Annotated in this window: 22 protein-coding genes; 5 read left to right on the forward strand and 17 right to left on the reverse strand. The window is 73.7% G+C overall.

What is annotated here, in order from left to right; all coding sequences use genetic code 11:
• Positions 1–32: 32 nt before the first annotated feature.
• From AC5L3Z_RS21920 to AC5L3Z_RS21945, 6 genes are all read right to left on the reverse strand, one after another.
• Positions 33–1,388, reverse strand: a complete 1,356-nt coding sequence (locus AC5L3Z_RS21920; protein ID WP_494844674.1) for an ABC transporter ATP-binding protein — start codon at positions 1,386–1,388, stop codon at positions 33–35.
• Positions 1,389–1,455: 67 nt separating this feature from the next.
• Positions 1,456–3,630, reverse strand: coding sequence for a bifunctional glycosyltransferase/CDP-glycerol:glycerophosphate glycerophosphotransferase (locus tag AC5L3Z_RS21925; protein ID WP_494844676.1), 2,175 nt, complete (start codon positions 3,628–3,630; stop codon positions 1,456–1,458).
• A 14-nt stretch (positions 3,631–3,644) separates the two neighbouring features.
• On the reverse strand, positions 3,645–5,591 hold the full coding sequence (locus tag AC5L3Z_RS21930) for a DUF5941 domain-containing protein (protein ID WP_494844677.1): 1,947 nt from the start codon (positions 5,589–5,591) through the stop codon (positions 3,645–3,647).
• Positions 5,588–6,331 carry an ABC transporter ATP-binding protein gene (locus tag AC5L3Z_RS21935; RefSeq protein WP_494844679.1) on the reverse strand — a complete coding sequence of 248 codons (744 nt, stop codon included), beginning with the start codon at positions 6,329–6,331 and terminating at the stop codon, positions 5,588–5,590. Before AC5L3Z_RS21935 ends, AC5L3Z_RS21930 begins: the two co-directional genes overlap by 4 nt.
• Positions 6,332–6,333: 2 nt before the next feature.
• The gene (locus AC5L3Z_RS21940; protein WP_494844680.1) at positions 6,334–7,161 is read right to left on the reverse strand and encodes an ABC transporter permease; all 828 of its coding nucleotides are present in this window, start codon (positions 7,159–7,161) and stop codon (positions 6,334–6,336) included.
• Between the two features lie 58 nt (positions 7,162–7,219).
• Entirely contained in the window at positions 7,220–8,590 is a 1,371-nt protein-coding gene (locus AC5L3Z_RS21945) for an L-serine ammonia-lyase (protein WP_494844682.1), read from the reverse strand.
• A 610-nt stretch (positions 8,591–9,200) separates the two neighbouring features.
• Here AC5L3Z_RS21945 and AC5L3Z_RS21950 point away from each other — a divergent pair.
• Positions 9,201–9,410, forward strand: a complete 210-nt coding sequence (locus AC5L3Z_RS21950; RefSeq protein WP_494844683.1) for a PspC domain-containing protein — start codon at positions 9,201–9,203, stop codon at positions 9,408–9,410.
• 182 nt (positions 9,411–9,592) lie between these two features.
• Here AC5L3Z_RS21950 and AC5L3Z_RS21955 read toward each other — a convergent pair whose 3' ends face one another.
• From AC5L3Z_RS21955 to pdxH, 7 genes are all read right to left on the reverse strand, one after another.
• A complete protein-coding gene (locus tag AC5L3Z_RS21955; RefSeq protein ID WP_494844685.1) occupies positions 9,593–10,363 on the reverse strand; it encodes a DUF4230 domain-containing protein in 771 nt (256 codons plus the stop codon).
• A 99-nt stretch (positions 10,364–10,462) separates the two neighbouring features.
• Positions 10,463–11,623 carry an acyl-CoA dehydrogenase family protein gene (locus AC5L3Z_RS21960; RefSeq protein ID WP_494844686.1) on the reverse strand — a complete coding sequence of 387 codons (1,161 nt, stop codon included), beginning with the start codon at positions 11,621–11,623 and terminating at the stop codon, positions 10,463–10,465.
• Between the two features lie 32 nt (positions 11,624–11,655).
• Entirely contained in the window at positions 11,656–11,961 is a 306-nt protein-coding gene (locus AC5L3Z_RS21965) for a type II toxin-antitoxin system VapB family antitoxin (protein ID WP_334530675.1), read from the reverse strand.
• Between the two features lie 179 nt (positions 11,962–12,140).
• A complete protein-coding gene (locus AC5L3Z_RS21970) occupies positions 12,141–12,743 on the reverse strand; it encodes a nitroreductase family protein (RefSeq protein WP_494844689.1) in 603 nt (200 codons plus the stop codon).
• Between the two features lie 13 nt (positions 12,744–12,756).
• Positions 12,757–13,686, reverse strand: coding sequence for an aldose 1-epimerase family protein (locus tag AC5L3Z_RS21975; protein WP_494844690.1), 930 nt, complete (start codon positions 13,684–13,686; stop codon positions 12,757–12,759).
• Between the two features lie 74 nt (positions 13,687–13,760).
• On the reverse strand, positions 13,761–15,044 hold the full coding sequence (locus tag AC5L3Z_RS21980) for an MFS transporter (protein ID WP_494844692.1): 1,284 nt from the start codon (positions 15,042–15,044) through the stop codon (positions 13,761–13,763).
• Positions 15,041–15,670: a pyridoxamine 5'-phosphate oxidase gene (gene pdxH, locus AC5L3Z_RS21985; RefSeq protein WP_494844867.1), complete on the reverse strand. Its 630-nt coding sequence runs from the start codon at positions 15,668–15,670 to the stop codon at positions 15,041–15,043. The genes AC5L3Z_RS21980 and pdxH overlap by 4 nt, the downstream gene beginning before the upstream one ends.
• A gap of 274 nt (positions 15,671–15,944) precedes the next feature.
• Between pdxH and AC5L3Z_RS21990 the strand changes: the two genes are divergently transcribed.
• From AC5L3Z_RS21990 to AC5L3Z_RS22005, 4 genes are all read left to right on the forward strand, one after another.
• Positions 15,945–17,051: a citrate synthase 2 gene (locus tag AC5L3Z_RS21990; RefSeq protein ID WP_280839119.1), complete on the forward strand. Its 1,107-nt coding sequence runs from the start codon at positions 15,945–15,947 to the stop codon at positions 17,049–17,051.
• A gap of 296 nt (positions 17,052–17,347) precedes the next feature.
• Positions 17,348–18,475 (forward strand): phosphoserine transaminase, encoded by a 1,128-nt coding sequence (gene serC, locus AC5L3Z_RS21995; RefSeq protein ID WP_494844694.1) that lies wholly within the window; start codon positions 17,348–17,350, stop codon positions 18,473–18,475.
• 185 nt (positions 18,476–18,660) lie between these two features.
• Positions 18,661–19,740 (forward strand): septation protein SepH, encoded by a 1,080-nt coding sequence (gene sepH / locus AC5L3Z_RS22000; protein WP_494844695.1) that lies wholly within the window; start codon positions 18,661–18,663, stop codon positions 19,738–19,740.
• Positions 19,741–19,803: 63 nt separating this feature from the next.
• On the forward strand, positions 19,804–20,790 hold the full coding sequence (locus tag AC5L3Z_RS22005) for an aldo/keto reductase (protein WP_494844697.1): 987 nt from the start codon (positions 19,804–19,806) through the stop codon (positions 20,788–20,790).
• Between the two features lie 268 nt (positions 20,791–21,058).
• Here AC5L3Z_RS22005 and thpR read toward each other — a convergent pair whose 3' ends face one another.
• From thpR to AC5L3Z_RS22025, 4 genes are all read right to left on the reverse strand, one after another.
• A complete protein-coding gene (thpR, locus tag AC5L3Z_RS22010; RefSeq protein ID WP_494844699.1) occupies positions 21,059–21,637 on the reverse strand; it encodes an RNA 2',3'-cyclic phosphodiesterase in 579 nt (192 codons plus the stop codon).
• Positions 21,634–22,149 (reverse strand): hypothetical protein, encoded by a 516-nt coding sequence (locus AC5L3Z_RS22015; protein ID WP_494844700.1) that lies wholly within the window; start codon positions 22,147–22,149, stop codon positions 21,634–21,636. Before AC5L3Z_RS22015 ends, thpR begins: the two co-directional genes overlap by 4 nt.
• 227 nt (positions 22,150–22,376) lie before the next feature.
• Positions 22,377–23,663, reverse strand: coding sequence for an MFS transporter (locus tag AC5L3Z_RS22020; RefSeq protein WP_494844701.1), 1,287 nt, complete (start codon positions 23,661–23,663; stop codon positions 22,377–22,379).
• A 67-nt stretch (positions 23,664–23,730) separates the two neighbouring features.
• Positions 23,731–24,180 carry a MarR family winged helix-turn-helix transcriptional regulator gene (locus AC5L3Z_RS22025; protein WP_334530704.1) on the reverse strand — a complete coding sequence of 150 codons (450 nt, stop codon included), beginning with the start codon at positions 24,178–24,180 and terminating at the stop codon, positions 23,731–23,733.
• Positions 24,181–24,195: the final 15 nt, after the last annotated feature.

Here is a 24,195-nt window from a genome sequence, read left to right on the forward strand (position 1 = left end):
CCGGCCCGCCGGGGTCGGCGGGGTCGGCGGGCTCAGCGCCACCCCACGTCGATCCGGTCGCCCCGCTCGTCGAAGAAGTGCAGCGCGTCCATCCGGACCGCGACCGACATCGGGTGCCCGGCGGTGATCGCCGGGTACGGGGCGAGCCGTACCGCCAGCTCGGCCGGACGGCGGTGATGCCGCCCCGGATCGTTGAGGACGCTCGTCCGGTTGCCGCCGGAGCTGACCCGGGTCGCCGCGGGCTCTCCGCTCCGGCCGGTGAGCCGCTGCACGACCTGACCGAACCGGCGCCGACCCCGCTGGCTGTTCGAACCCCCCTCCACCGGGGTGCCCATCTCGTCCACCATGATCGCCGTCGCGCCGATGTCGAGGAAGGCCAGCGACTCGTGGCCGTGGTGCTCCAGGTACCGGACCCGACCCTGGAGCACGTCCCCGGGGGTGTCCGGCGCCACCGGCGTCAGCGCCTCCGCCCGCATCCCGACCACGATCCGCTCACCGTGGTAGTGCGCCACCGCCCGGCTGCGGATGTCGTCCCAGGGCAGGTAGAGCGCCTGCTCGCCGAGGGTCAGCGTGACGTACCGGTCGAGGTGGACGTAGACCGACGCCTCCAGCAGGTTCATCCGGGGGCTGCCCAGGAAGGCGGCCACGTAGAGCGTCGCCGGCCGGCCGTACACCTGGGTGGGGGTGCCGACGTCCTGGAGCACGCCCCTGCGCATGATCGCCACCCGGTCGGCCATGGTCAGCGCCTCGGCCTGGTCGTGCGTGACGTAGATGGTGGTGACGCCGAGCTCCCGGGTCAACCCGGAGATCTCGGCGCGCAGCTCGGCCCGGAGGCCGCTGTCGAGATTGGAGAGCGGCTCGTCCATCAGGAACAGCCCCGGCCGGCGTACTATCGCCCGGCCCATGGCCACCCGTTGCCGCTGCCCGCCGGATAGCTGGCTCGGCTTGCGCCCCAGCACGTCACCGATCCCGAGCGCGCTGGCCACGTCCCCGACCCGCTCGCCGCGCGGGCTCGGCTCGACACCGGCCAGCTTCAGCGGAAAGGCGATGTTGTCGCCGACGCTCATGTGCGGGTAGAGCGCGAAGTCCTGGAAGACCATGGCGATCCTCCGCTCGCGCGGCGGCAGGTCGTTGGCCACCTGGCCGTCGAGCATCACCGCTCCGGAACTCGGGTCCTCCAGGCCGGCGACCATGCGCAGCACAGTGGACTTTCCGCAGCCGGACGGCCCGAGCAGCACCATGAACTCGCCGTCGTTGACGTCCAGATTGACGCTGTCGACCGCGAGCGTCCCGTCCGGGAACACCTTGGTGACGTCCTTGAGCGCGACGGTTGTCACCGTCTCCTCCCCCAGCTCGGCCGAACCACGCTTGACTGTGACCAGGATCATCGGATCCGCACATCGGGTAAACGTGCCATGTTCGACTTGTGACAGGGTTATTGCCCTGGCGGCGTGCTCAGCTCGGCTCGGCGAGGAAGACCCGCCGGACCACCCGCTCCGCCGCGTGCCCGTCCTCCAGGGCGCAGAACCGCTCCCGGAACCCCCGCCGGGCCGCCGTCGCCTCCGGGCCGTCGACCGCGCCGGAACGGAAGAGTTCCAGCAGCTCGGCGAAGGTGAGCGCGACCGCGCCGGGCGGGTCGGCGGTGACGTCGAAGTAGACCCCCCGGGCCAGGTGGTACGCGTCCCGGTCCGGCGCGTAGACGACGATCGGCCGGTCCAGGACGGCGTAGTCGAACATCGCCGACGAGTAGTCGGTGACCAGCACGTCGGCGACGAGGTACAGGTCCTCCACGCAGCCGTGGTCGCTGACGTCGGCCGCCCGACCGTGGCTGCGCCGACGGGCCCGGCCGTCCCGGTCCTGGAAGTAGTGGCTGCGGATCAGCAGTCGCCCGGCCGGCCCGAGCGTGTCGAGCAGCCGCCGCGGGTCGAACGGCGGGCGGTAACGCGGCAGGTGCTCCCGGTGGGTCGGCGCGTAGAGCACCACCCGCTCGTGCGGGCCGACGCCGAACCGGTCGCGCAGCTCGCGTACCTCCTCGGCGGTGGCGCGGACCAGCCGGTCGTTGCGCGGGTAGCCGACCTCCAGGGTGGTGTAGTCCGCCGGGTACGCCCGGTCCCACATCTGGGTCGAGAAGCTGTTCGAGGTGATGCTGTAGTCCCAGCGGTCCACCCGGCGCAGCAGCCCGGCGAAGTCCATCCCGCCCGCGCCGAGCGGATAGCGCTGCTGGTCCAGCCCCATCACCTTGACCGGGGTGCCGTGGTGGGTCTGGACGTGCACCGACCCGGGTCGCTTGCGGACGAAGTCGGGGAAGTTGACGTTGTTCACCAGCCACCGCGCCCGGGCCAGCGCCCGGTAGTACGCCCGGGTGCCGGCGACGACGTACTCGGTGCCGGGCGGCAGCGTGCCGACCCGGTCCCGGCGGACGATCCACACGCTCCGGACGTGCGGCGCCATCCGGCGGGCGGCGGCGTCGACGGCGGCCGGGTTGCACGCGTAGCCCCGGTACCAGTAGGCGGCGTAGACGGCCAGCGTCGGGTCGATCGGCCGGCGCAGCTCCGCCCGGTAGTACTCGCGCAGCAGCAGATCCCGGGTCAGCCGGGCGGTGCGCCGGGCCACCGGCAGGGCCCGCCGGGTGGTGGTCCGGGCCGTCGCGCGGGCCTGGTTCGCCGCGCGCAGCGCGCTGAAGGTACGCCAGCGGCCCGCCGCGACGAGCCGGTGCTTGAGCCCCTCCACCCCCTCCGGGGGCCGGTAGCCCTCGGGCGGCAGGAGACGCCGGTAGTCGGCGGTGATCCGGCCGAAGAAGGCCGGCCGCAGCTCGGGGGCGATCCGCTCCCCGTTGCCGAGCACGGTCAGCTGGTGCCAGATCATCCGCTCGAAGACGGCGGGCCGCAGCTCGGCCAGGTCCGGGTGGTCGTCGAGGAACCGGAACACCCGGTGCCACTGCGCGAAGACCTCGAAGTGCCGCTCGCCCCGGGTGCGGGTGATCGCCCCGGCCCGCCGCTGCCGGTAGTTGACGCAGACCCGGTCGAGCACGCCGATCCGTCCCGCCGCCAGCATCACCGGGTAGGTGAAGGAGACGTCCTCGTACCAGCCGGGGGCGAAGCGGAGCCCGAGGTCGACCAGGAACTCCCGGCGGACCAGCCGGTTCCAGGCGGTGTGCAGCAGGCGCAGGGCCGCCGGGCGGTCGCGGAGCGGGAAGGTGTCCTCCCCGGGCGGCTCGGGGAACACCCCCGGCATGGCGCTGCGGCCGGCGACGTCGTTCCACCCCACCCGGACGTGGTCCACGACCAGCACGTCCGGTCGGGTGGCGCGCAGCCGCTCGGCCACCTCCGGCAGGCAGTCCGGCGCCAGCCAGTCGTCGGCGTCGACGAACCAGACGTACTCGCCGACGGCCCGGTCCAGCCCGACGTTGCGGGCCGGACCGAGCCCGACGTTCTCGGCGAGGTGGACCACCCGGACCCGGGGATCCCGGGCGGCGTAGGAGTCCAGGATGTCCCCGCTGGCGTCCGGGGAGGCGTCGTCCACGCCGATCACCTCGACGTCGCCGAACGGTTGGCCGAGGATCGAGTCCAGGCATTCGCGCAGCCAGCCCTGCACCCGGTGGGCCGGTACGACGAAGCTGACCAGCGTCATCGCACCGCCCTCCGTCAGCCCCGCACGCCTCCTCCGACCGGGACGGCCGCCGCCCGGGTGGCGCGGGCCGGCAGCACGACCCAGGCCAGGACGACGCTCGCCGCGAACGCCACGAGAAGGTACGTACCGAGTGTAACCAGACCGATACTCGCGATTCCGGCGATCCCGCTCAGGGCCAGCAGCACCGACCGCCCGTCCCAGCCCAGCGTGGCCGGGTGCAACGGCGGGGCCGCCTGCCGCTTCTCCAGCCGGGCGGTCAGGTCGTAGTGGTGCAGGGTGAGCACGAAGACGTACCCGAAGATCAGCCAGGCCGGAGCCCCGCCGACCACACCGACCGCGATCGCGAAGAGGTACTCCCCGGCCCGCAGCGCCGCCGGCACCAGCCAGTCCAGCGGACCGTTGTGCGCCGCACCGGCCCCTAGCCCCGCCACCAGCAGCACCAGCAACGCCCCCGGCACCCACCAGCGCAACCCGTCGGCCCCCATCAGCGCCACGACCAGCAGCGCCAGCGGACCGAGCACGGCGAGCACCGCCAGCGTCAGCGGGCCCATCGGGCGGACCACGGGCAGCCGGGCCGCCAGCGGGCCGTCGTCGCGGTGCAGGGTCGCGTCGACCGTGTCCAGCACCGGCACCCACATCCAGCGGGCCCGCAACGTGCGCAACGCCCCGGTGTAGGCGAACGCCAGCGTCCCCCAGACCAGCACCGCCACCAGGGCGACCGTCGGGTCGAACAGCGCCACGGCCAGCGCGATCAGCGCCCACCGCTCACCGATCGGGAAGACCACCGTCCGCTTCAACCAGTACGACACCGAGCCGGTGTCCGCCTGCACCTTCGTCGAGGCGGCGTTGAGCATCCCGCCGATCCCGCTGCCGGCGCCCGCCGCCGAGCGGGGTCGCCGGGCCGCCTCGTCGTGCAGCACGCCGTACCAGGTGTCGGTCATGTGCCGGACGGTCTGCAGCGTCATCGCGGCGATCGCGAGGGCCCAGCCGTAGCGGAACCCGGCCTGCGTCGCGCCGTACCCGAGACCGGCGTAGACCAGGTACTCCTTGGCCCGGTCGGCCATCGTGTCCAGCCAGCCGCCCCAGGCGCTGAAGTGCCGGGTGTAGCGGGCCAACTGGCCGTCCACACAGTCCAGCACGAAGCCCAGGTAGAGCAGGACCGCACCGGTGACCAGCGCGGCCCGCCCGCCGACGCCGAAGAGCACCGCCGCGGCGACCGCGAAGAGCACCGAGAGCATGGTGACCCCGGTCGGGCCGAGGCCGACCCGGGCGCACGCCTTCGTCACGTACGGCGACCAGGTGCTGACGAAGTAGGTGGTGAAGAAGTCGTCCCGCTCCTTCACCGAGAGCCGCAGCTCGGCCTTGTCCTCGTCCACCTGCGACAGCGCCGCCTCGGCGGCGTGCAGCCCGGCGGCGTCGCCGACCCGGCGCGCCACGAGCAGGCGTACCCGGTGGGCGAAGGTCAGGGTGCCGAGGTCGGTGAGCGCGGCGAAGAGCCGGTCCACGGCGGACCCGGCCGCGGGCCGGCCGGCGGCGGCCCGGGCGGCCGCGGCCAGCGCCGGCAGGTCGTCCGGGCCGACCCGCAACGCGCTGCCGAAGACGCCGGTGGCGTCGGCCAGCTCCGGGCCGGCCTCGACCACCTGGCCGCGCTCCTCGCGCACCCCGGTCCGGCCGCCCTCGGGCGGGTCGGTCAGCACCAGGGCCACCGTCGGCCCCACCGGGCTGGTCCGCAGGTGCTTGAGTACGGCGGTGTGCGCGACCAGGTCGGCACCGCTGACGATGACCGGTTCGGAGACGGTGTCGACCAGAGCGGCCAGTTCGTCCAGGTCGGACACCGTCCGGACGGTGTCGGCCCCGGCCCGGCGCCACTGGTCGGCCAGCCGGTCGCCGAGCGTCTCGCCGGTCGTGGTGGGCAGCCCCGCGGCCGGCGCACCGGCGGCGAGCACGATCGCGAGGGTCACCGCGGGACCGCGGCGTGGTACGCGTCGAGCGCCTCGGCGACCGTCCCGTCGACGGTCAACCGCCCGCCGTCGAGGTAGAGACCCCGGCGGCAGAACCGGGTCAGGTCCTTCTCGTTGTGTGACACCAGCACCAAGGTGCGCCCCTCCGCGAGCAGTCGATCGATCGTCGAATAACACTTCTTACGGAACTCCGCGTCACCCACGGCGGTCACCTCGTCCATCAGCAGGATCGGATGCGGCAGGTGGGAGATGATGGCGAATCCGAGGCGGACCTTCATCCCGGACGAGTAGTGCCGGACCGAGGTGTCGATGGCCCGCTCCACCTGCTCGCCGGCGAACGACACGATGTCGTCGAAGTGCCGCTTCAGGTACGCCGACGACAGCCCGTGCAGGCCGCCGACCAGGTAGAGGTTCTCCCGCCCGCTGAGGTCGTTGGAGAAACCGGCCGACAGCTCCAGCAGCGGCGCGACGTCGCCGCGGACCCGGATCCGCCCCTCGTCGGGGATGAGCACCCCGGCGATCAGCCGCAGCAGGGTGCTCTTGCCGGTGCCGTTGCGCCCGATCACCCCGAGCGTGTCCCCGGCCTCGACGGTGAAGGAGACGTCGCGCAGCGGCCAGAACTGCCCGGCCGGGGCGTTGCGCCCGCCCCGCCCGATGAGCAGCTCGCGCAGCCGCAGCTGGCGCCGCCGGTTGCGGACGAAGCGGATGCCGAGGCCCTCGGCCTCGATGATGGGGGCCACTCCTACAGTTCCTTCAGCACGGCCGGTTCGAGCCGGCGGAACGACCACCAGCCGGCGGCCAGCACCAGCAGGCTGCCGCCGATCGTGGTGGCCAGCAGCCGGGCGTCGGGGAACTCCGCCGGATACCAGATGGCGTGCTGGAGCTGGAAGATCCCGACCAGCGGGTTGAGTTCGTAGGCGACCTTCACCCAGCCGGGGAGGTTGGAGTCCCGGACCAGGCTCAGCGGGTAGATGATCGGTGTGGCGTAGAAGAGCACCCGGATCACCAGCCGCATGAACCGCTCCACGTCGCGCATCAGCACGTTGACCGCGGAGAGCAGCAGGGCGAGCCCGACCAGCAGGGTCCCCTGCACCGCGACGGCGAGCGGCAGGGCGAGCAGCGACCAGCCGGGGCTGATCCGGCCGTGCGCGGCGTAGCCGGCGGCGACCGCGACCAGGATCGGCAGGCCGGCGAGGTACTCGGCGAAGCGGCCGGTGACCCGGCCGATCGGGAAGACCTGCCGGGGCACGTTCATCGTGGTGATCAGGCGGGACTGCCCGGTCAGCGCGTTGGTCGCCTCGCTCAGCGCGGAGCTGGTCCACATCCAGGCGAAGATGCCGGTGACCAGGAAGAGCGGGTACGACCCGGCGGCCTCGCCGAGGTGCCGGCTGGTGGCGCCGGAGTAGAGCACCCCGAAGACGAAGAAGTAGATGGCGCCCATGCCGAGCGGCTCGATCAGCGACCAGAAGTAGCCGAGCACCGACTGCTGGTACTTCACCGCGAGGTCACGCTTGACGAGGATCCGCAGCGAGTTGCGGTGCGACCACAACGCCGCCACGCCAGAGGTCACCGCCGCCTCCCGCTTCGCTGAACGGACGACAGGTTAGCAGTCGGTGAAGGAATGCCCCTCAGCACTCGATCACGTTGACGGCCAGGCCGCCCCGCGCCGTCTCCTTGTACTTGACCTTCATGTCCGCGCCCGTCTCCCGCATGGTCTTGATGACCTTGTCCAGCGAGACGGCGTGCACCCCGTCGCCGCGCAGCGCCAGCCGGGTGGCCGTGATCGCCTTGATGCTAGCCACCGCGTTCCGCTCGATGCACGGGATCTGCACCAGCCCCCCGACCGGGTCGCAGGTCAGCCCCAGGTTGTGTTCCATGCCGATCTCGGCGGCGTTCTCCACCTGTGCCGGGGTGCCACCGAGCGCCTCGGCGAGCCCGCCCGCCGCCATCGAGCAGGCCGAGCCGACCTCGCCCTGGCAGCCCACCTCGGCGCCGGAGATCGAGGCGTTCTCCTTGAACAGCACGCCGATCGCCCCGGCGGCCAGCAGGAACCGCACCACCCCCTCGTCGGAGGCGTCCGGCACGAACCGGGTGTAGTAGTGCAGCACCGCCGGGATGATCCCGGCCGCCCCGTTGGTCGGGGCGGTGACCACCCGGCCGCCGGCCGCGTTCTCCTCGTTGACCGCGAGCGCGAAGAGCGTCACCCAGTCCATCGCGCGCAGCGGGTCGACCGAGTCGGTCTCCGCCTCCAGGCTCCGGCGGAGCTCGGCGGCGCGGCGGCGCACCTTCAGCCCGCCGGGCAGCACGCCGTCGCGCTCGCAGCCGGCCTCGACGCACTCCCGCATCACCCGCCAGATCTCCAGCAGGCCCGCCCGCACGTCGGCCTCGCTGCGCCAGGCACACTCGTTGGCGAGCATCACCTCGCTGATCGACAGGCCGGTCGCGGCGGTGACGTCGAGCAGCTCGGCGCCGGTGGAGAAGGGGTACCGCACCCGGGTGGTGTCCGGCTTGATCCGGTCCGCCCCGGCGGCCGCCTCGTCGACCACGAACCCGCCGCCGACGGAGTAGTAGGTGCGCGTCCTGACCGCGCCGCCCGCCGCGTCGTACGCCGCGAAGGTCATCCCGTTCGGGTGGTACGGCAGCGACCGCCGCCGGTGCAGCACCAGGTCGCGGTCCGGGTCGAAGTCGATCTCCTGGGTGCCGAGCAGGGCGAGCCGCCGCTCGGCGCGGATCGCGGCCACCCGGGGGCCCACCACGTCGGTGTCGACCGTCTCCGGGGCTTCGCCCTCCAGCCCGAGCAGCACGGCCCTGTCGCTGCCGTGGCCGTGCCCGGTGGCGCCGAGGGAGCCGAACAGCTCGGCCTGGACCCGGGCGACGTCGCTGAGCAGCCCGTCGGCCTTCAACCCGGCGACGAAGGTCCGGGCGGCCCGCATCGGGCCCACGGTGTGCGAGCTGGACGGCCCGATGCCGACGCTGAAAAGGTCGAAAACACTGATCATGGCTGCACTTCCTCGCCGTCGTCCCCGGTGGTGCCGGGTCCGACCCGGGTTCCGCCCGCCAGGGTCTCCGGCGGGGCGTCGGCACCGCCCGGGGTGGTGGGCGGTGTCCGACCGGCGAGCCTACCCCGCCCACCGCACCTCCCGCCCCTGGTGACGGCACGTCTCCCCCAATCTTGCCCCGCCCCGCGCCCGCCGCCCGGCACGCGGCCCCGGCCTCCCCGGCCCGCCGCAGTTTGCGGCGTGTCGCGGTGACCGCCGCCCCGGACACCGCGACACACCGCAAACGGGGGGAGACGGGCTGCGGGCCGGGGCCGGGCGAGCGGCACCGCCACCGTTTGCGGTGTGTCGCGGTAACCGCCGGCCCGGACACCCCGACACACCGCAAACTGTGAGGCGGGCGGCGGGCCGCCCCGGCCGCGCGGAGGGCGGGGAGGCGCGGGGGCGGGGACGGCAGGACGCGGGCGCGGTGGCGCGTCGGGCGGGGCCGACGCGGGTAACCACCTACGGGTACGGGGGTCGCCGGATCCCCCTCGCGACGGAGGGCGCGCTGGCCGCCCCTTCCTACCGTGGAATGCAGAGCGGCGGATCGCCGCAGAGTGGGAGTACGACGATGAATCGCAAACTGGTCCGGCCCCGCGAGGGGCGAATGCTCGCCGGTGTCTGCGCCGGCCTGGCCCGCCGGTTCAACACCTCCGCCGGCATGATCCGGCTGCTGTTCCTGCTGTCCCTCTTCCTGCCCGGCACCCAGGTGATCGTCTACCTGGTCCTCTGGGTCCTGATGCCCAACGAGGACCGCTACGCCCCCACCCCTCGCTACTGACCCCTCCGCCGCGCGGCCCGTTCCGAAGCCGCGCAGCCCGCTCCGAAGCCGCATCGCCCGCTCCGCAGTGGCGCGGCCCGCTCCCCCGGGCCGCGCCGCGACGGGTCGGCACACGGCAGCGCCCGTCCCGGGAGTCACCGGGGCGGGCGCTGCGGCGTCGTCGGGGCGTGGGCCCGCGCGGCTCAGGGGGCCGTGTAGGTGACGATGACCTTCTCGTAGCCGAGGGAGCGGAGCAGGCCCTCCAGCATCTTGCGGGTGTTCTCCTCGGCCCGCTGGGTCAGCCCGCTGTCCCGCGCCGCGCCGGTGATCCGCTCCTCGGCGAGCTGGTAGACCTGCTGCTGCCGGTTGGGGTCGCCGCCGACCAGCTCGCCGAGCCGGTTGAGCAGGCCGCGCTCCTCGGCGAAGACGTAGCTCTTCTCCAGGTCGAGGTTGGTCTTGCCGAGCTGCGGCGCCGGCAGCTTGATCTCGACGGACTTCCCGTCGGCGGACTCGACCACCGCCCCCTCGGAGATCTTGCCGAAGTCGACGTACGCCTCCACGCTGCCCGCCCCGACGAAGAGGGTCCGCTGGTTGAGCAGGAAGTCCGGCACGTTGCGCCGGTCGTTCTGCAGGTCGACCACGACCTGGAAGTTGCCCTCGGCGGCCACGTAGCGGCTGAGGTCCTGGATCGACTTGAGCAGCGGGGGCTGGCTGCGGTCGGTCTGCTCCTGGGCGAACGGGTTGCGGAAGTCGGGGAAGATCCCGGTCGCCTGGGCGCCGAGCAGCACCACCACGGCCAGCGCCGCCGCGCCGAGCACCGCGAGCAGGCCGCGGGTCGGCCCACCCGACCTGCCCCCGCCGGATCCGGCCCCGCCCGCCGGCGGCTCGGACGCCTCGCCGGAGCGGGTCGGGAGCGTGTCGGCGGTCGGGTAGCCGGGGAACTCGCTCGTGGGGATCTCACCGTCGCGGGCCATCGCCCTCACCGCCCTCTTCAGACACGTCGTCTGGCAATGACGTTACGTGCCCCGTACGACACCCGCGCGGCGAGCGACCCGGACGGGTGAAGACCCTGCTCAGGCGAAGGCGGAGAGCCCGGTCAGTTTCTGCCCGATGACCAGCTGGTGGATCTCCGAGGTGCCCTCGTAGGTCAGCACGCTCTCCAGGTTGTTGGCGTGCCGCATCACCGGGTACTCCCCGGAGACGCCGTTCGCGCCGAGGATCGTCCGGCACTGCCGGGCGATGGACAGCGCCTCCCGGACGTTGTTCAGCTTGCCCACGCTGACCTGCTCGGGGCGGAGCTTCCCGGCCTCGGCGAGCCGGCCGAGCTGCAGCGCCAGCAGGTAGCCCTTGTTCCACTCGACCGCCATGTCGGCGAGCTTGGCCTGGGTGAGCTGGAAGCCGGCCAGCGGCCGGCCGAACTGGGTGCGGGTGGTCGCGTACCCCAGGGCGGTCTCCAGGCAGTCGCGGGCCGCGCCGAGCGCGCCCCAGACGATGCCGTGCCGGGCCTCGGTCAGGCAGCTCAGCGGGGCCTTCAGCCCGGTCGCCCCGGGCAGCCGGGCGTCGGCCGGGAGCCGGACGTCGTCGAGGGCGATCTCGCCGGTCACCGAGGCCCGCAGCGACATCTTGCGCCGGATCTCCCGCGCCGTCACCCCGGGCGTGTCCATGGGTACGGCGAAGCCCCGCACCCCTTCGTCGGTGCGCGCCCAGATCACCGCGACGTCGGCGATCGGCGCGTTGGTGATCCACATCTTGGCGCCGCTGAGGATCCAGTCGTCGCCGTCGCGGCGGGCCCGGGTGGCCATCGACGCCGGGTCGGAGCCGTGGTCCGGCTCGGTCAGCCCGAAGCAGCCGATCGCCTCGCCGGCCGCCATCTCCGGCAGCCAGCGCTGCTTCTGCTCCTCGCTGCCGTAGCGCCAGATGGCGTACATGGCGAGCGAGCCCTGCACGGAGACCAGGGAGCGGACGCCGGAGTCGCCGGCCTCCAGCTCCAGGCAGGCCAGCCCGTACGCGACGGCGGAGGCGCCGGCGCAGCCGTACCCGGTCAGGTGCATGCCGAGCAGGCCGAGCTTGCCGAACTCGCGGGCCAGCTCGCGGGCGGGGACCTGGCCGTCCTCGTACCAGCCGGCCACCTGCGGGCGGACCCGGTCGTCGACGACCTGGCGCACGACGGCGCGGATCTGCCGCTCCTCCTCGCTGAGCGACGCGTCGATGTCGAGCAGGTCCAGAGGGCTCATGGGGGCCACCTTAACGATTCGTCAGGCGGGCGTCACTCGGGCTGACCGCCCAGCACCAGCACCCGGGCGTGGATCTGGTTGCGCTGCTGCAACGCCGCGCGCAGCGCGCGGTGCAGGCCGTCCTCGAGGTAGAGGCCGCCGTTCCACTGCACGACGTGCGGGAAGAGATCGCCGTAGAAGGTGGAGTCCTCGGCGAGGAGCTTGTCGAGCGCCAGCTCCCGCTTGGTGGTGATGAGCTGGTCCAGCCGCAGCGGACGCGGCGGGATCTCCGCCCACTGCTTGAGCGTGTAGTTGTGCTCCGGGTAGGGACGACCGTCCCGAACCGCTCTGAAGATCACGGCACCCTCCCCTCCCCGCATCCGGGCCGATCCAGGGCGTGGAGTTGGGCCACGCCGTGGGGCCGCGCCGTGCGGCGCCGATGACCGTGCCAGCCTAACCGTCCGCGCCACACCGCGTTTTACTCCCTCATGTCGGTTTCGCTACCGCCGGTACCCACCCCGGACCGTACGAACCACGCTCAACTCCACCGGCCGCGCCGGACCATCTCGCCGACCGGCCGCCGGCCCCGACGCAGCGACGGTGACCGGTGGTCGGGCGCCCGGTAACCCACCGTGATCGCGCCGATCGGCTGGTACGCCTCGGGCACGCCGAACGCCGCCCGGTAGGCGTCCAGTCGCTGCGGGGGGATGCCGAAGAAGCAGGCGCCCAGCCCCTCGTCCACGGCGGTGAGCAGCATCAGCAGCGCGGCGAAGCCGGTGTCCACATGCCAGTACGGCACCGGCCAACGGTCGGTCGACCGGTCCGCCCAGCCCTTGTCGGACTCGGCGTACCGCTCCAGGTAGGCGGAGCGGTTCGCGTGCGGAACGATGATCAGCGGCGCCCGGCGCATCCCGGCCAGCCAACGCTCCCGCCCGCCCCCGCCGGGGGTGGCCGCCGTCCAGAACCGCTCCCGGTCCTCCGGGGCCTCCAGCACCAGGAAGCCCCAGCCCTGGGCGAACCCGGCCGACGGCGCGCGGACGGCGTGGTCGAGCAGCCGGTCCACCACGTCGGGCGGGACGGGGCGGTCCGGGTCGTAGTTGCGCACCATCCGGCGTCGCCGGACGACCTCGCTGAACTCCACGCCGGCCGCCGGCTCAGACGCCCGGTCGGACGCCCCAGGCGCCCCGCCAGGTCACGTCGGGCTTCAGCGTGATCAGGTCCTTGCCGGAGCGGAACGCGTCCGGTGGGCAGGTCATCGGCTCGATCGCCACCGAGCGGCGGTACCGCTCGCCGGTGAGCGCGTCGCCGGTGAACACCTGCCACCAGCCGAACTCCCGGTCCGCCCAGATGTGCACGCCGCGGTCGCCGTCGGGGGCGGTGAGGCTGACCGACGTGCCGCCGTCCTCGTCGCGGACCACGTCGCCGAAGCAGGTGTCGAGCCGGGCGTCGCCGATCCGGCGGGGGCTGGTCCAGTCGTACTCGGTGCCGGCGACCGGGGTGACCCCGATCGGCAGCAGCCGGGAGTCGACCTCGACCCGCGCGCGGGTCGGCAGCCGCAGCACCAGGTCGTCCACCGCCACCCCGGCCAGGCGCAGGTACGGGTGGACGGCGAACCCGAACGGCGCCGGCTCGGCGCCGGTGTTGGTCACCTCGTGCTCGGCGCGCAGCCCGCCCGCGCCCACGCTCCACCGGGTGCGCAGCCGCAGCGGCCACGGGTAGCCGGGGGTGGGCGGCAGGTCGTAGCCGACCGTCACCGCGTCGTCCGACCGCTCGACCAGGTACCACGGCACCCAGTTGACCAGCCCGTGGATGGCCACCCCGCGCTCCGGCTCGCTGAGCGTGAGCTGCAGCGACCGGTCACCGAAGGTGTACTTCCCGTCCCGGATCCGGTTGGGCCAGGGGGCGAGCACCTGGCCGGCGCAGCCGGGGCAGATCTCGTCCTCGGCGTACCCGTCGAGCAGGTCGACGCCGTCGTGCCGGTACGACCGCACGCCCCCGCCGACCTCCACGATGACGGCTTCGTGGCCGTCTGCGGCAATTGTCCACTGTGCCCCGGAAGGTGGGCGCTGCCCGACGTTGTCCATGCCGGCGACCTTACTGTGCCCGGCGGGCACCGGTTGACGCCGGCCGTGGCGGATGTGATCCCGCGCGGCGACCCTCAGTCACGGGCGGCACCGGCCCGGTAGCGCAGCAGCGCCGGGAAGGCCGCCACCAGGGCGACCGCCAGGGCGGCGGAGACCAGGCCGCCGCCCACCCAGGCGACGCCGGTGCCGAACCCGGCGGCCATCGCCCCGGCCCGCAGGTCACCGAGGCGTGGTCCACCGGCGACCACCACGGTGTTCACCCCCTGGAGCCGGCCCCGCATCCGGTCCGGCGCGTAGATCAGCAGCATCGACTGCCGCAGCACCGCGCTGACCAGGTCGGCGGCCCCGGCGAGGGCGAGCAGCAGCACCATCAGCCAGAGCTGCCGGGCCAGCCCGGCCGCGGCGATCGCCAGCCCCCAACCGACCACCGCCACCACGAGGGCGAGGCCCTGCCGGCGGATCCGGCCGATCCAACCGGAGGTGAGACCACCCACCATGGCGCCGATCGCGATGGCGCTGTAGAGCCAGCCCACCGCCGCGCCGCCGCCGAACCGGCTGTCGGCGATCTCCGGGAAGAGGGCCCGGGGCATGGCGAGGATCATCGCGATCAGGTCGATGGCGAACGACGACAACAGCACCGGCGTGGTGGCGAGGTAGCGGAACCCGTCGAGGATGCCGGCGAGCCCGCCGCGCCGCGCCTCGCCCTCGGCCGGCGGCTCCGGGGGCATCGCGGGCAGCCGCACGGTGGCCACGACCAGCCCGGTGAAGAGCACCACGTCCAGCGCGTAGGCGATCGGCAGGCCCGGGCCGGTGCCGAAGGCCGCGAAGATCAGACCGGCGGCGAGCGGCCCGACGACCGACGCGGCGGTGAAGGTGGTGTAGTTCAGCGTGCTGCCGGCCGGCACCAGCTCCGCCGGCAGCAACCGGGGCAGGATCGCGGTGCGGGCCGGCGAGCTGATCGCGAAGGCGATCGAGTGCACGGTCACCAGGGCCAGCAGCACCACCGGGCTGCCCCGGCCCAGCAGCGAGTGCGCCAGCAGGCCGAGCATCGAGGCCCAGAGCAGCGCCGAACCGGCGAGCAGGACCCGCCGCCGGTCGCCGGCGTCGGCCACCGCGCCACCCCAGAGACCGAAGATCAGCAGGGGTACGAAGCCGGCGACGCCGAGCAGGCCGACCCAGAACGACTCCCGGGTCAGCGCGTACATCTCCACCGGGACGGCGACGGCGGTGAACTGGAAGCCGACCATGGCCAGCGTGTTGCCGAGCCACATGCGCCGGTACGCGGGCACCCGCAGCGGGCGCAGGTCGATCGCCCAGCGGCGCGCCCCGCGCGGCCGGGCCTCCTGGACCCCGGTCACGGCGCGAGCCGCTCGGTGGTCCACTCCCCGACGTCGGTACGCCGGAACCGCATCCGGTCGTGCAGCCGGCCGGCCCGGCCCTGCCAGAACTCCACCGACTCCGGCCGGACCCGGAACCCGCCCCAGTGCGGCGGCGCGGGGATCTGCGCGACGTCGGCGAAGCGCTCCGCCGCCGCCCGGTACGCCTCGTCCAGCGCCGCCCGGTCCGGGATCACCCGGGACTGGATGCTGGCCCAGGCGCCCAGCTGCGAGCCGCGCGGCCGGCTGGCGAAGTACGCCTCGGTCTCGGCCCGGTCGACCTGCTCGACCCGGCCCGCCACAACCACCTGCCGCTGCATCGGAAACCAGGGGAAGACCAGGCTGGCGTACGGGTTGGCCAGCACCTCGGCGCCCTTGCGCGAGCCGTGGTTGGTGTAGAAGACGAAGCCCTCCGGGTCGTACCCCTTGAGCAGCACGGTGCGGCCGCTGGGGCGGCCGGCGGCGTCGGCGGTGCCGACGATCATCGCGTTCGGCTCGGGCAGGCCGGCGGCCACCGCGTCGGCGAACCAGCGGTCGAACTGGGTGTACCAGTCGGCGGCCAGGTCGGCCTCGGAAAGGCCCAGGTCGGCGGCGTACTCGTTACGCATCGCCGCCGGCACCGGTGTGTCGCCCGTCACGTTTCTCTTTCCCCTCGTCGGACCGCTCACGTCCCCCGACGCTGGCCAGGCCCCGACACCCAGTCTCGCCGAGGCCGGGGGAGCGTCCACCTTCGGGGATGTCGCGTGCGGCACAGTCGCACTGGGTCGCGCACTTGGTTACCCAGCAGGCAAGATGTTCCGAACACATCCCTGAGGGTCGCCTAAGGTCTGGGCCCGGATCGAGCCCTGCGGCAGGCGCACCGAGCCTGATCCAGGAGACGACATGTCCGACTTCAAACCGGGCCTGGAAGGCGTCGTAGCCTTCGAGACCGAGATCGCCGAACCGGACCGCGAGGGTGGCGCGCTGCGCTATCGCGGCGTCGACATCGAGGATCTGATCGGTCAGGTCTCCTTCGGCAACGTCTGGGCGCTGCTGGTCGACGGGCGCTTCGGCCCCGGCCTGCCGCCGGCCGAGCCGTTCCCGGTGCCGGTGCACTCCGGCGACATCCGCGTCGACGTGCAGTCCGCGGTCGCCATGCTGGCCCCGTACTGGGGGCTGGACCAGCTGCTGGACATCTCCGACGAGCAGGCCCGCGAGGACCTCGCCCGGGTGTCGGTCACCGCGCTCTCCTTCGTCGCCCAGTCCGCCCGTGGCCTGGGCCTGCCGGCGGTGCCGCAGAAGGAGATCGACAAGGCGGAGACGATCGTCGAGCGGTTCATGAAGCGCTGGCGGGGCGAGCCGGACCCGCGGCACGTCAAGGCCGTCGACGCGTACTTCATCTCGGCCGCCGAGCACGGCCTGAACGCCTCCACCTTCACCACCCGGATCGTCGCCTCCACCGGCGCCGACGCCGCGGCCTGCATCTCCTCCGGCATCGGCGCCCTCTCCGGCCCGCTGCACGGCGGCGCCCCCAGCCGGGTGCTGAGCATGCTGGAGGCCGTCGAGCGCAGCGGCGACGCCGAGGGGTACGTCAAGGGCGTCCTCGACCGGGGCGAGCGGCTGATGGGCTTCGGCCACCGGGTCTACCGGGCCGAGGACCCGCGCGCCCGGGTGCTCCGCCGCACCGCCAAGGAGCTGGGCGCCCCGCGCTTCGAGATCGCCGAGGCGCTGGAGAAGGCCGCCCTGGCCGAGCTCCAGGCCCGCCGCCCGGACCGGGTGCTCGCCACCAACGTCGAGTTCTGGTCCGCCGTGGTGCTGGACTTCGCCGAGGTGCCCGCGCACATGTTCACCTCGATGTTCACCTGCGCCCGGATGGGCGGCTGGAGCGCGCACATCCTGGAGCAGAAGAAGCTCCAGCGCCTGGTCCGCCCCTCCGCCCGCTACGTCGGGCCGGGCAGCCGCAAGCCCAGCGAGGTCGAGGGCTGGGACGCCATCCCGCACGGCGTCTGACCCACCGGCGCCACGCCACGTCGACCGGGGCCCGGTCCCGTCCACTCCCGGACGGGGCCGGGCCCCGGTCCGCTTCACCGGGTCGGCGCGGCGCGGCGCCGGGTGTGGGGCACGCCTCACCGGCGAGGGCGCGACTGACCGGTACGACGGCCGGGGCGGGTGCGAGGATGAAGGCCGGCAGTGTCGCCGGACCTGGCCCGGATCCCGGCCGCTCGTGCGCCCGCGCACAAGTCCGCCGTCGATCCGTGCCCGCTGAACGGGCCCGCCCTCGCCCTTGCGGAAGGATCTCGACCACCGTGGCTGACGCACCGACCATCCGGATTCCCGACGACATCAAGCCCGCCGACGGAAGGTTCGGCTGCGGGCCGTCCAAGATCCGTCCGGCGGCCGTCTCCGCCCTCGCCGAGGCGGCCAGCAGCTACCTGGGCACCTCGCACCGGCAGAAGACGGTCCGCGACGAGGTGGCCCGGCTGCGCCGGGGCATCGCCGAGTTCTTCTCCCTCCCCGAGGGCTACGAGGTGATCCTGAGCAACGGCGGGACCACCGCGTTCTGGGACGTCGCCACCTTCGGCCTGGTCCGCGACCGGGCCCAGTTCGCCAGCTTCGGCGAGTTCGGCGCCAAGTTCGCCAAGGCGGTCTCCGACGCGCCGTTCCTGGGTGAGCCGACGATCCGCAAGGCCGAGCCGGGCAGCGCGCCGACGCTGGTCGCCGAGGCCGGCGTGGACGTCTACGCGACCCCGCAGAACGAGACCTCCACCGGCGTGGCGGTGCCGATCAGCCGGGTGGCCGGCGCCGACGAGGGTTCGCTGCTGCTGGTCGACGCCACCTCCGGCGCGGGCGGCCTGGACGTCAACGTCGGCGAGACCGACGTCTACTACTTCGCCCCGCAGAAGTGCTTCGCCTCCGACGGCGGCCTCTGGCTGGCCCTGATGTCGCCGGCCGCGCTGGAGCGGGCTGCCGAGATCAAGGCGTCGGGCCGCTACATCCCGGCCTTCCTCGACCTGGTCACCGCGATCGACAACTCGCGGCTGGAGCAGACGTACAACACGCCGGCGCTGGCCACCATCTTCCTGGCCGCCGAGCAGACCGACTGGATGAACTCGCAGGGCGGGCTGGCCTGGGCGGCCAAGCGCACCGCCGAGAGCGCGGGCATCGTGTACGGCTGGGCCGAGCGGTCCGAGTTCGCCACGCCGTTCGTGGCCGACCCGGCGCTGCGCTCCAACGTGGTCGCCACCATCGACTTCGCCGACGGGGTGGACGCCACCGCCATCGCGAAGGCCCTGCGCGCCAACGGCATCGTGGACACCGAGCCGTACCGGAAGCTGGGCCGCAACCAGCTGCGGGTCGCGCTCTACCCGGCGGTCGAGCCGGCGGACGTGGAGGCGCTGACCGCCGCCATCGACTACGTGGTCGAACGGCTCTGACGCGTCGTCACGGTGGGTGGCCACGGAGTCTCCGGCGGCCACCCACCGTGATCATCGCCGCAGCTCAGTCACGACATGCGGGTGTCGCATCCCCCACCTTCGGGTAGATGCGCGTACGGTGGTTGAGACGCCCGGGTGGCCGGCTCGTGGCGTGACGGCCAGCGAAGCGGGACGGAGGCTACGCCATGCGCCCAGTACGCTTCGTCGCCCTCTCCGAGGACGGCCAGGCTCTGGTGCTCGCCGACGAGGTCGGGCGCCTGCTCGCCCTCCCCATCGACGAGCGCATCGCTTCGGCGCTGCACGCCGAGCCCGGCGCGCCGCCGCTCGCGGTGGTGTCGACGACGGTCGACCCGACGCCGTCGCTGTCCCCGCGCGACATCCAGGCCCGGATCCGGTCCGGCGAGTCCGCCGAGGACGTCGCCCGCATCGCCGGCGTCCCCGTCGACCGGGTCCTGCGCTACGCCGGCCCGGTGCTCCAGGAGCGGGCGATGCTCGCCCAGCACGCCCGGCGTACCCGGCTCAAGGGCGCCGAGAAGCCCACTCCGCTCGCCGAGGTGGTCAACGGCCGGCTGGCCCAGCACGGGATCGACACCGAGAAGATCTCGTGGGACGCCTACCGGCGCGACGACGGCACCTGGCGCATCGTCGCCACCTGGCCGTCCGGCAAGGCCACCGCGCAGGCGGTCTGGGATCTCGACAAGCTCCGGCAGAACGTCACCCCGCACGACGACATGGCGCAGTACCTCTGCGCCGAGCGCCCCACGCCGATCCTCGGCCAGGAGCCGGCGCCGGAGCGTGGGCACGCGCTGCCCGGCCCGTCCCGCGGCGAGCCGAGCCGGGGCGGGCACGGCCTGCCGGCGGCCGGCGAGCACAGCCGCGGCGGGCGGGACCCGATCCGCGCCGGGCGGGACGCCCTGCTCGCCTCCCTCGACCGGCCGCTCGGCGGCACCTCCGGGCGCGGGCTCGACCCGCGTTCCCCGGCCGCGATGGCCGGTTCCGACGCGCCCCGGCAGCGGGCGGTCGGCGGCGGGGCGGCGGCGCTGCTCGGCGGTGGCCAGGGTTCGGCCTTCGACGACGACTCGGACGCGCCCAAGGAGGTCCCCGCCGTACCGTCGCTGGCCGTGCTCCGGCCGCGCCGTACGGGTGCCGCGGCGGCGGCCGCCGGGGGCGAGTCCACCGACGCCTCGGGCAAGCCGCGCAAGCGCCTGCCGAGCTGGGACGACGTGCTCTTCGGCAGCGGCCCGGCGGCGCGCGAATCCTCCTGATCGGACCTGAAGCAACCCTGGCGCCGTGCGGCACTCGACGTGCCCGCGTGCCAGGGTTGCTCCATGGAGTACACGAATCTGGGACGCACCGGTCTCTCGGTGAGCCGGCTCTGCCTCGGCACGATGAACTTCGGGCCGCAGACCGGTGAGCCGGACAGCTTCGCCATCATGGACCGGGCGCTCGAACACGGCATCAACTTCTTCGACACGGCCGACGTCTACGGGTGGCAGACCGGCGAGGGGATCACCGAGCAGATCATCGGCCGCTGGTTCGCCCAGGGCGGCGGGCGGCGGGACAAGGTCGTGCTGGCCACCAAGGTCTACGGCAAGATGGGCGACTGGCCCAACGAGCAGGGCCTGAGCGCCCGGCACATCATCCGGGCCTGCGAGGGCTCGCTGCGCCGGCTCCAGACCGACGTCATCGACCTCTACCAGATGCACCACGTCTCCCGCTCCACCCCGTGGGAGGAGATCTGGCAGGCGATGGAGACCCTGGTCGCCCAGGGCAAGGTCATCTACGTCGGGTCGTCCAACTTCGCCGGTTGGCACATCGCCCAGGCGCAGGCCGCCGCCGAGCGGCGCAACTTCCTCGGGCTCGTCGCCGAGCAGTCCATCTACAACCTGCTCACCCGGCACGTCGAGCTGGAGGTGATCCCGGCCGCGCAGCACTACGGGCTGGGTGTCATCCCCTGGTCGCCGCTGCACGGCGGCCTGCTCAGCGGGGTGCTGCGCAAGATCGCCGAGGGCGGGGCGGCGCGCGGCACCAGCGGCCGGGCCGCCGACGCGCTGGCCGAGCACCGGAGCACCATCGAGGCGTACGAGAAGCTCTGCGCGGACCTTGGGCACGACCCGGCGGACGTGGCGCTCGGCTGGCTGCTCTCCCGGCCCGGCGTGACCGCCCCGATCATCGGCCCGCGCACCGTCGACCAGCTCGACCGGAGCCTCGGTGCGCTGACCGTCGAGATCGACGAGGCGACGGAGCAGCGGCTCGACGAACTCTTCCCCCCGATCGGCAACGGCGGCCCCGGCCCGGAGGCCTGGGCCTGGTAACCCCGCCCGAACTCCGCCCGCCCCGCCCCCGCCCGCCCCGTCCCCGGCCGACCGCCGCCAGCCGGGTGGCCGGCGCGAATACGGCCGGCACGGTTTGCGGCGTGTCGCGGTGTCCCCGGCCGGGGTAACCCCGACACGCCGCAAATGGGGGGGGTGGGGCCACGCCGCCCCTGACCGGTCGGCACGGTTTGCGGCGTGTCGCGGTGTCCTAGGCCAGGATGGCCGCGACACGCCGCGAACGGGGTGGGTCGTGCCGGGGGCGGGTCGGTCAGAGGGGCCAGGCGGCGAGGCGGTCGTACGTCGGCCGGGGACCCGGGTGGCTGCGAACCAGCACCATCTCCGTGGCCGGCCACTCCGGGCCGGCGTAGTCCGCCAGCGCGACCCGGTCCGCCTCCACGTCGGCGCGGTCGATCCGGTCGCCGGGGCGGGCGATGGTCAGGTGCGGGCGGAACGGCCGGTCGTCGTGCGGGAGGTGGTTGCGGCGCAGGCCGATGCGGATCAGCCGGCCCAGCACGTGCAGGGCCTCGACCTCGCCGAGCAGGTCCACCCAGAGCACGGTGAACCGGCCCCGGCCGAACCGCCCGCCGCCGCCCAGCCGCAGCCGGGGTGAGCTGTCCCGGCCGGCGCGGGCGGTCTCCGCGGCGAGGCCCAGGGTGCTCTCCACGTCGACCAGCCGGTCGGCCTCCACCTCGCCGAGGAAGGCCAGCGTGACGTGCAGGTTCGCCGGGTCGGCGAGGCGTACGTTGATCCCCGCGGCGGCGGCGGCTCCGACCCGCAGCCCGACGATCCGGTCGGTGAGGTCCACGACCGCTGCGGGCGGCGGGTAGACCGCGACGAAGAGTCTCACGCCCGCCGGTTACGGGGTCGACCGCCGGCGCGGGCGGCCGGGAGGGCGAGCCCCGCCGCGGCGAGCACACCCTCGACCCGGACCCGTTCGATCTCCCGGTCGACGCCCTGCAACTCGGCGAGGTGCTCGGTGGCGCCCAGGGCGCGGCAGGCGGCCCGGAGCCGGTCGTCGTACGCCTCGATGACCGAGGCGTGCCACACCACCGAGCGGCCCCCGGCGGCGAGCCGGTGCCCGCCGAGGCGGCGCAGGTCGGCGGCGATGAGTTCGAGCGGCTGCCGGTCGGCCCGGTCGAGCTGGGTGAGGTCGACGTCGCGGGTGAGGGCGTCCGCCTCGATCGCCCGGTCCAGCCGGGCGATGGCGCGCCGCTCGCGTCGTCGCTCGCGCCACTCGCTCCAGCCGCAGACCACCCGGTCGAGGATCTCGTCGAGGCAGAAGAGCAGGGCGAAGAGCGCCGGCAGGCATGCCACGGCGAGGACCGCCAGTACGAGCGTCAGTGCGCTGCCGCCTCCCACGAATCGACGCTAAGGCCCCGACCCACCGGCCGCCACCGGATTGCCGGTATCCGGGAGCATCCGGTCCTTCGTCCGGGATCCGCTGGCGCCCGTTCGCGGCGTGTCGGTGTGTCCGGCCGGCGTGACACCCCGACACGCCGCGGCGCGGCGTCGTGACGGTGGCACGCCGGGCGGCCACGCCGACGGCCAGCAGGCGGGGCGGTGTCAGCCCGCGCCACCGGCGGCGGTCAGTAGTCGGAGGCGGAGACCACGTAGAAGCGGGGCAGGGGCAGCACCCGGAACCGGAGCCGGGCGCCGGCCCGGCGCAGCTGCCAGGTGAGCGCGAGCAGGGCGGTGGCCAGCGAGATGAGCCCGCCCATCCAGATGCTCGCCCCGGCGCCGTAGGTCTCGGCGACCCAGCCGATCAGCGGCGCGCCGACCGGGTTGGTGCCGAGGAAGACCAGCACCCACAGCGCCATCACCCGACCGCGGAACGCGGCGTCGGTGCCGAGCTGCACCCGCTGGTTGGCGGCCTGGGCGAAGAAGACCATGAAGAAGCCGGTGGGCAGGAGCAGCGTCACCACCAGCCAGTACGCCGGCGCGAAGCCGACCAGGGTGCCGAAGCTGGCGCAGCCGACCGCCGCGCCGAGCACCACCCACACCGAGGGGCGGCTGCGCCGCCCGGTGCCGGCGAGCGCCCCGGCCAGCGCGCCGATCGCCAGCGCGGTGCTGAACAGGCCGAACGAGGCCGCGCCGGTGTGGAAGACGGTCTTGGCCAGCGCGGCGAGGGTGAGCTGGAAGTTGAACAGCGTCATCCCGATCACCGACATCACCGCCATCGGCAGCAGCAGGTCGGGGCGGCGCCACACGTACCGCAGTCCGTCGATCACCTTCGCCGCGTCGCGTTCGCCGGCCGGTGGGAGATCCTTGCGGTGCAGCTCGGCGGGGCGCATCCGGACCACGGTGGCCAGCGGGGCGATGGAGCTGAGCGCGCTGAAGAGGAAGACCGGGCCGACGTCGAAGGCGGCGATGGCGAGGCCGGCGACGGCCGGGCCGACGATCCGGGCGGAGTTGAAGACCGCCGCGTTGAGCGAGAGGGCGTTGGGCAGCAGCGACATGCCGACCAGTTCGGAGACGAACGCCTGCCGGACCGGGGTCTCCACCGCGTTGGCGACGCCGAGCAGGGCGGCGAAGGCGAACACGTGCCAGAGCTGGACCAGGCCGGTGAGCACCAGCACCGCCATCACCAGCGCCAGCACGGTCCAGAACGCGTTGGCGGCGAAAAGCAGGAGGCGCTTGTCGTACCGGTCGGCGAGGCGGCCGGAGAGCAGGGTGAGCAGCAGCACCGGGGTGAACTGGAGCGCGGTGACCACGCCGAGCGCGGTGGCGGAGTTGCCGGAGAGCTCGAGGACGAGCCAGTCCTGGGCGATGAACATCATCCAGACGCCGATCAGTTTGATCAGCTGCCCGGTGGCGAAGAGTCGGTAGTTACGGACTCGTAGGGACTGGAACATCGTGCTCAGCTTCGCCTGCACTCTTGGTGCGCCTCCTCGCGTCAGGTACGCCTCATCCACAACGGACGAAGCGGACCGCGCGACGCGGTCAGGCGCGGGCGAGCTGCTGGAGAATCTCGGCGGCCCGCCGTAGCGTGTCGCGGTCGTCCTCCGGGAGCGCGGCCAGCCGGTCGGCCAGCCACTCGTCGCGGACCCGCTCGAACTGGTCGAGCACGGCCCGTCCCCCCTCGGTGGCCGAGAGGATGACCTGCCGGCCGTCGGTCGGGTGGGGAGTGCGCCGCACGAGGCCGCGCTCCTCCAACTTCGCGACGATCTTGGTCATCGTCGGCGGTTGCACCCGCTCGACGTCGGCCAGTTCCCGGGGCGTCAGCGCGCCCGCCAGCTTGAGGCTGGTGAGCGCGGAGAGCTGGGTGACCGTCAGGTCGCCGACCGGGCGGGCCTGTCGGACCCGCCGGTTGAGTCGGGTGATCGCATCACGCAACTGGGGGGCCAGCTGCGCCGGTGGCACGCGGTTCGCCGTCACCGTCCGCTCCGTCACAGTAGTTAGCCTAAC

This window comes from Micromonospora sp. LZ37 (genome assembly GCF_059359015.1).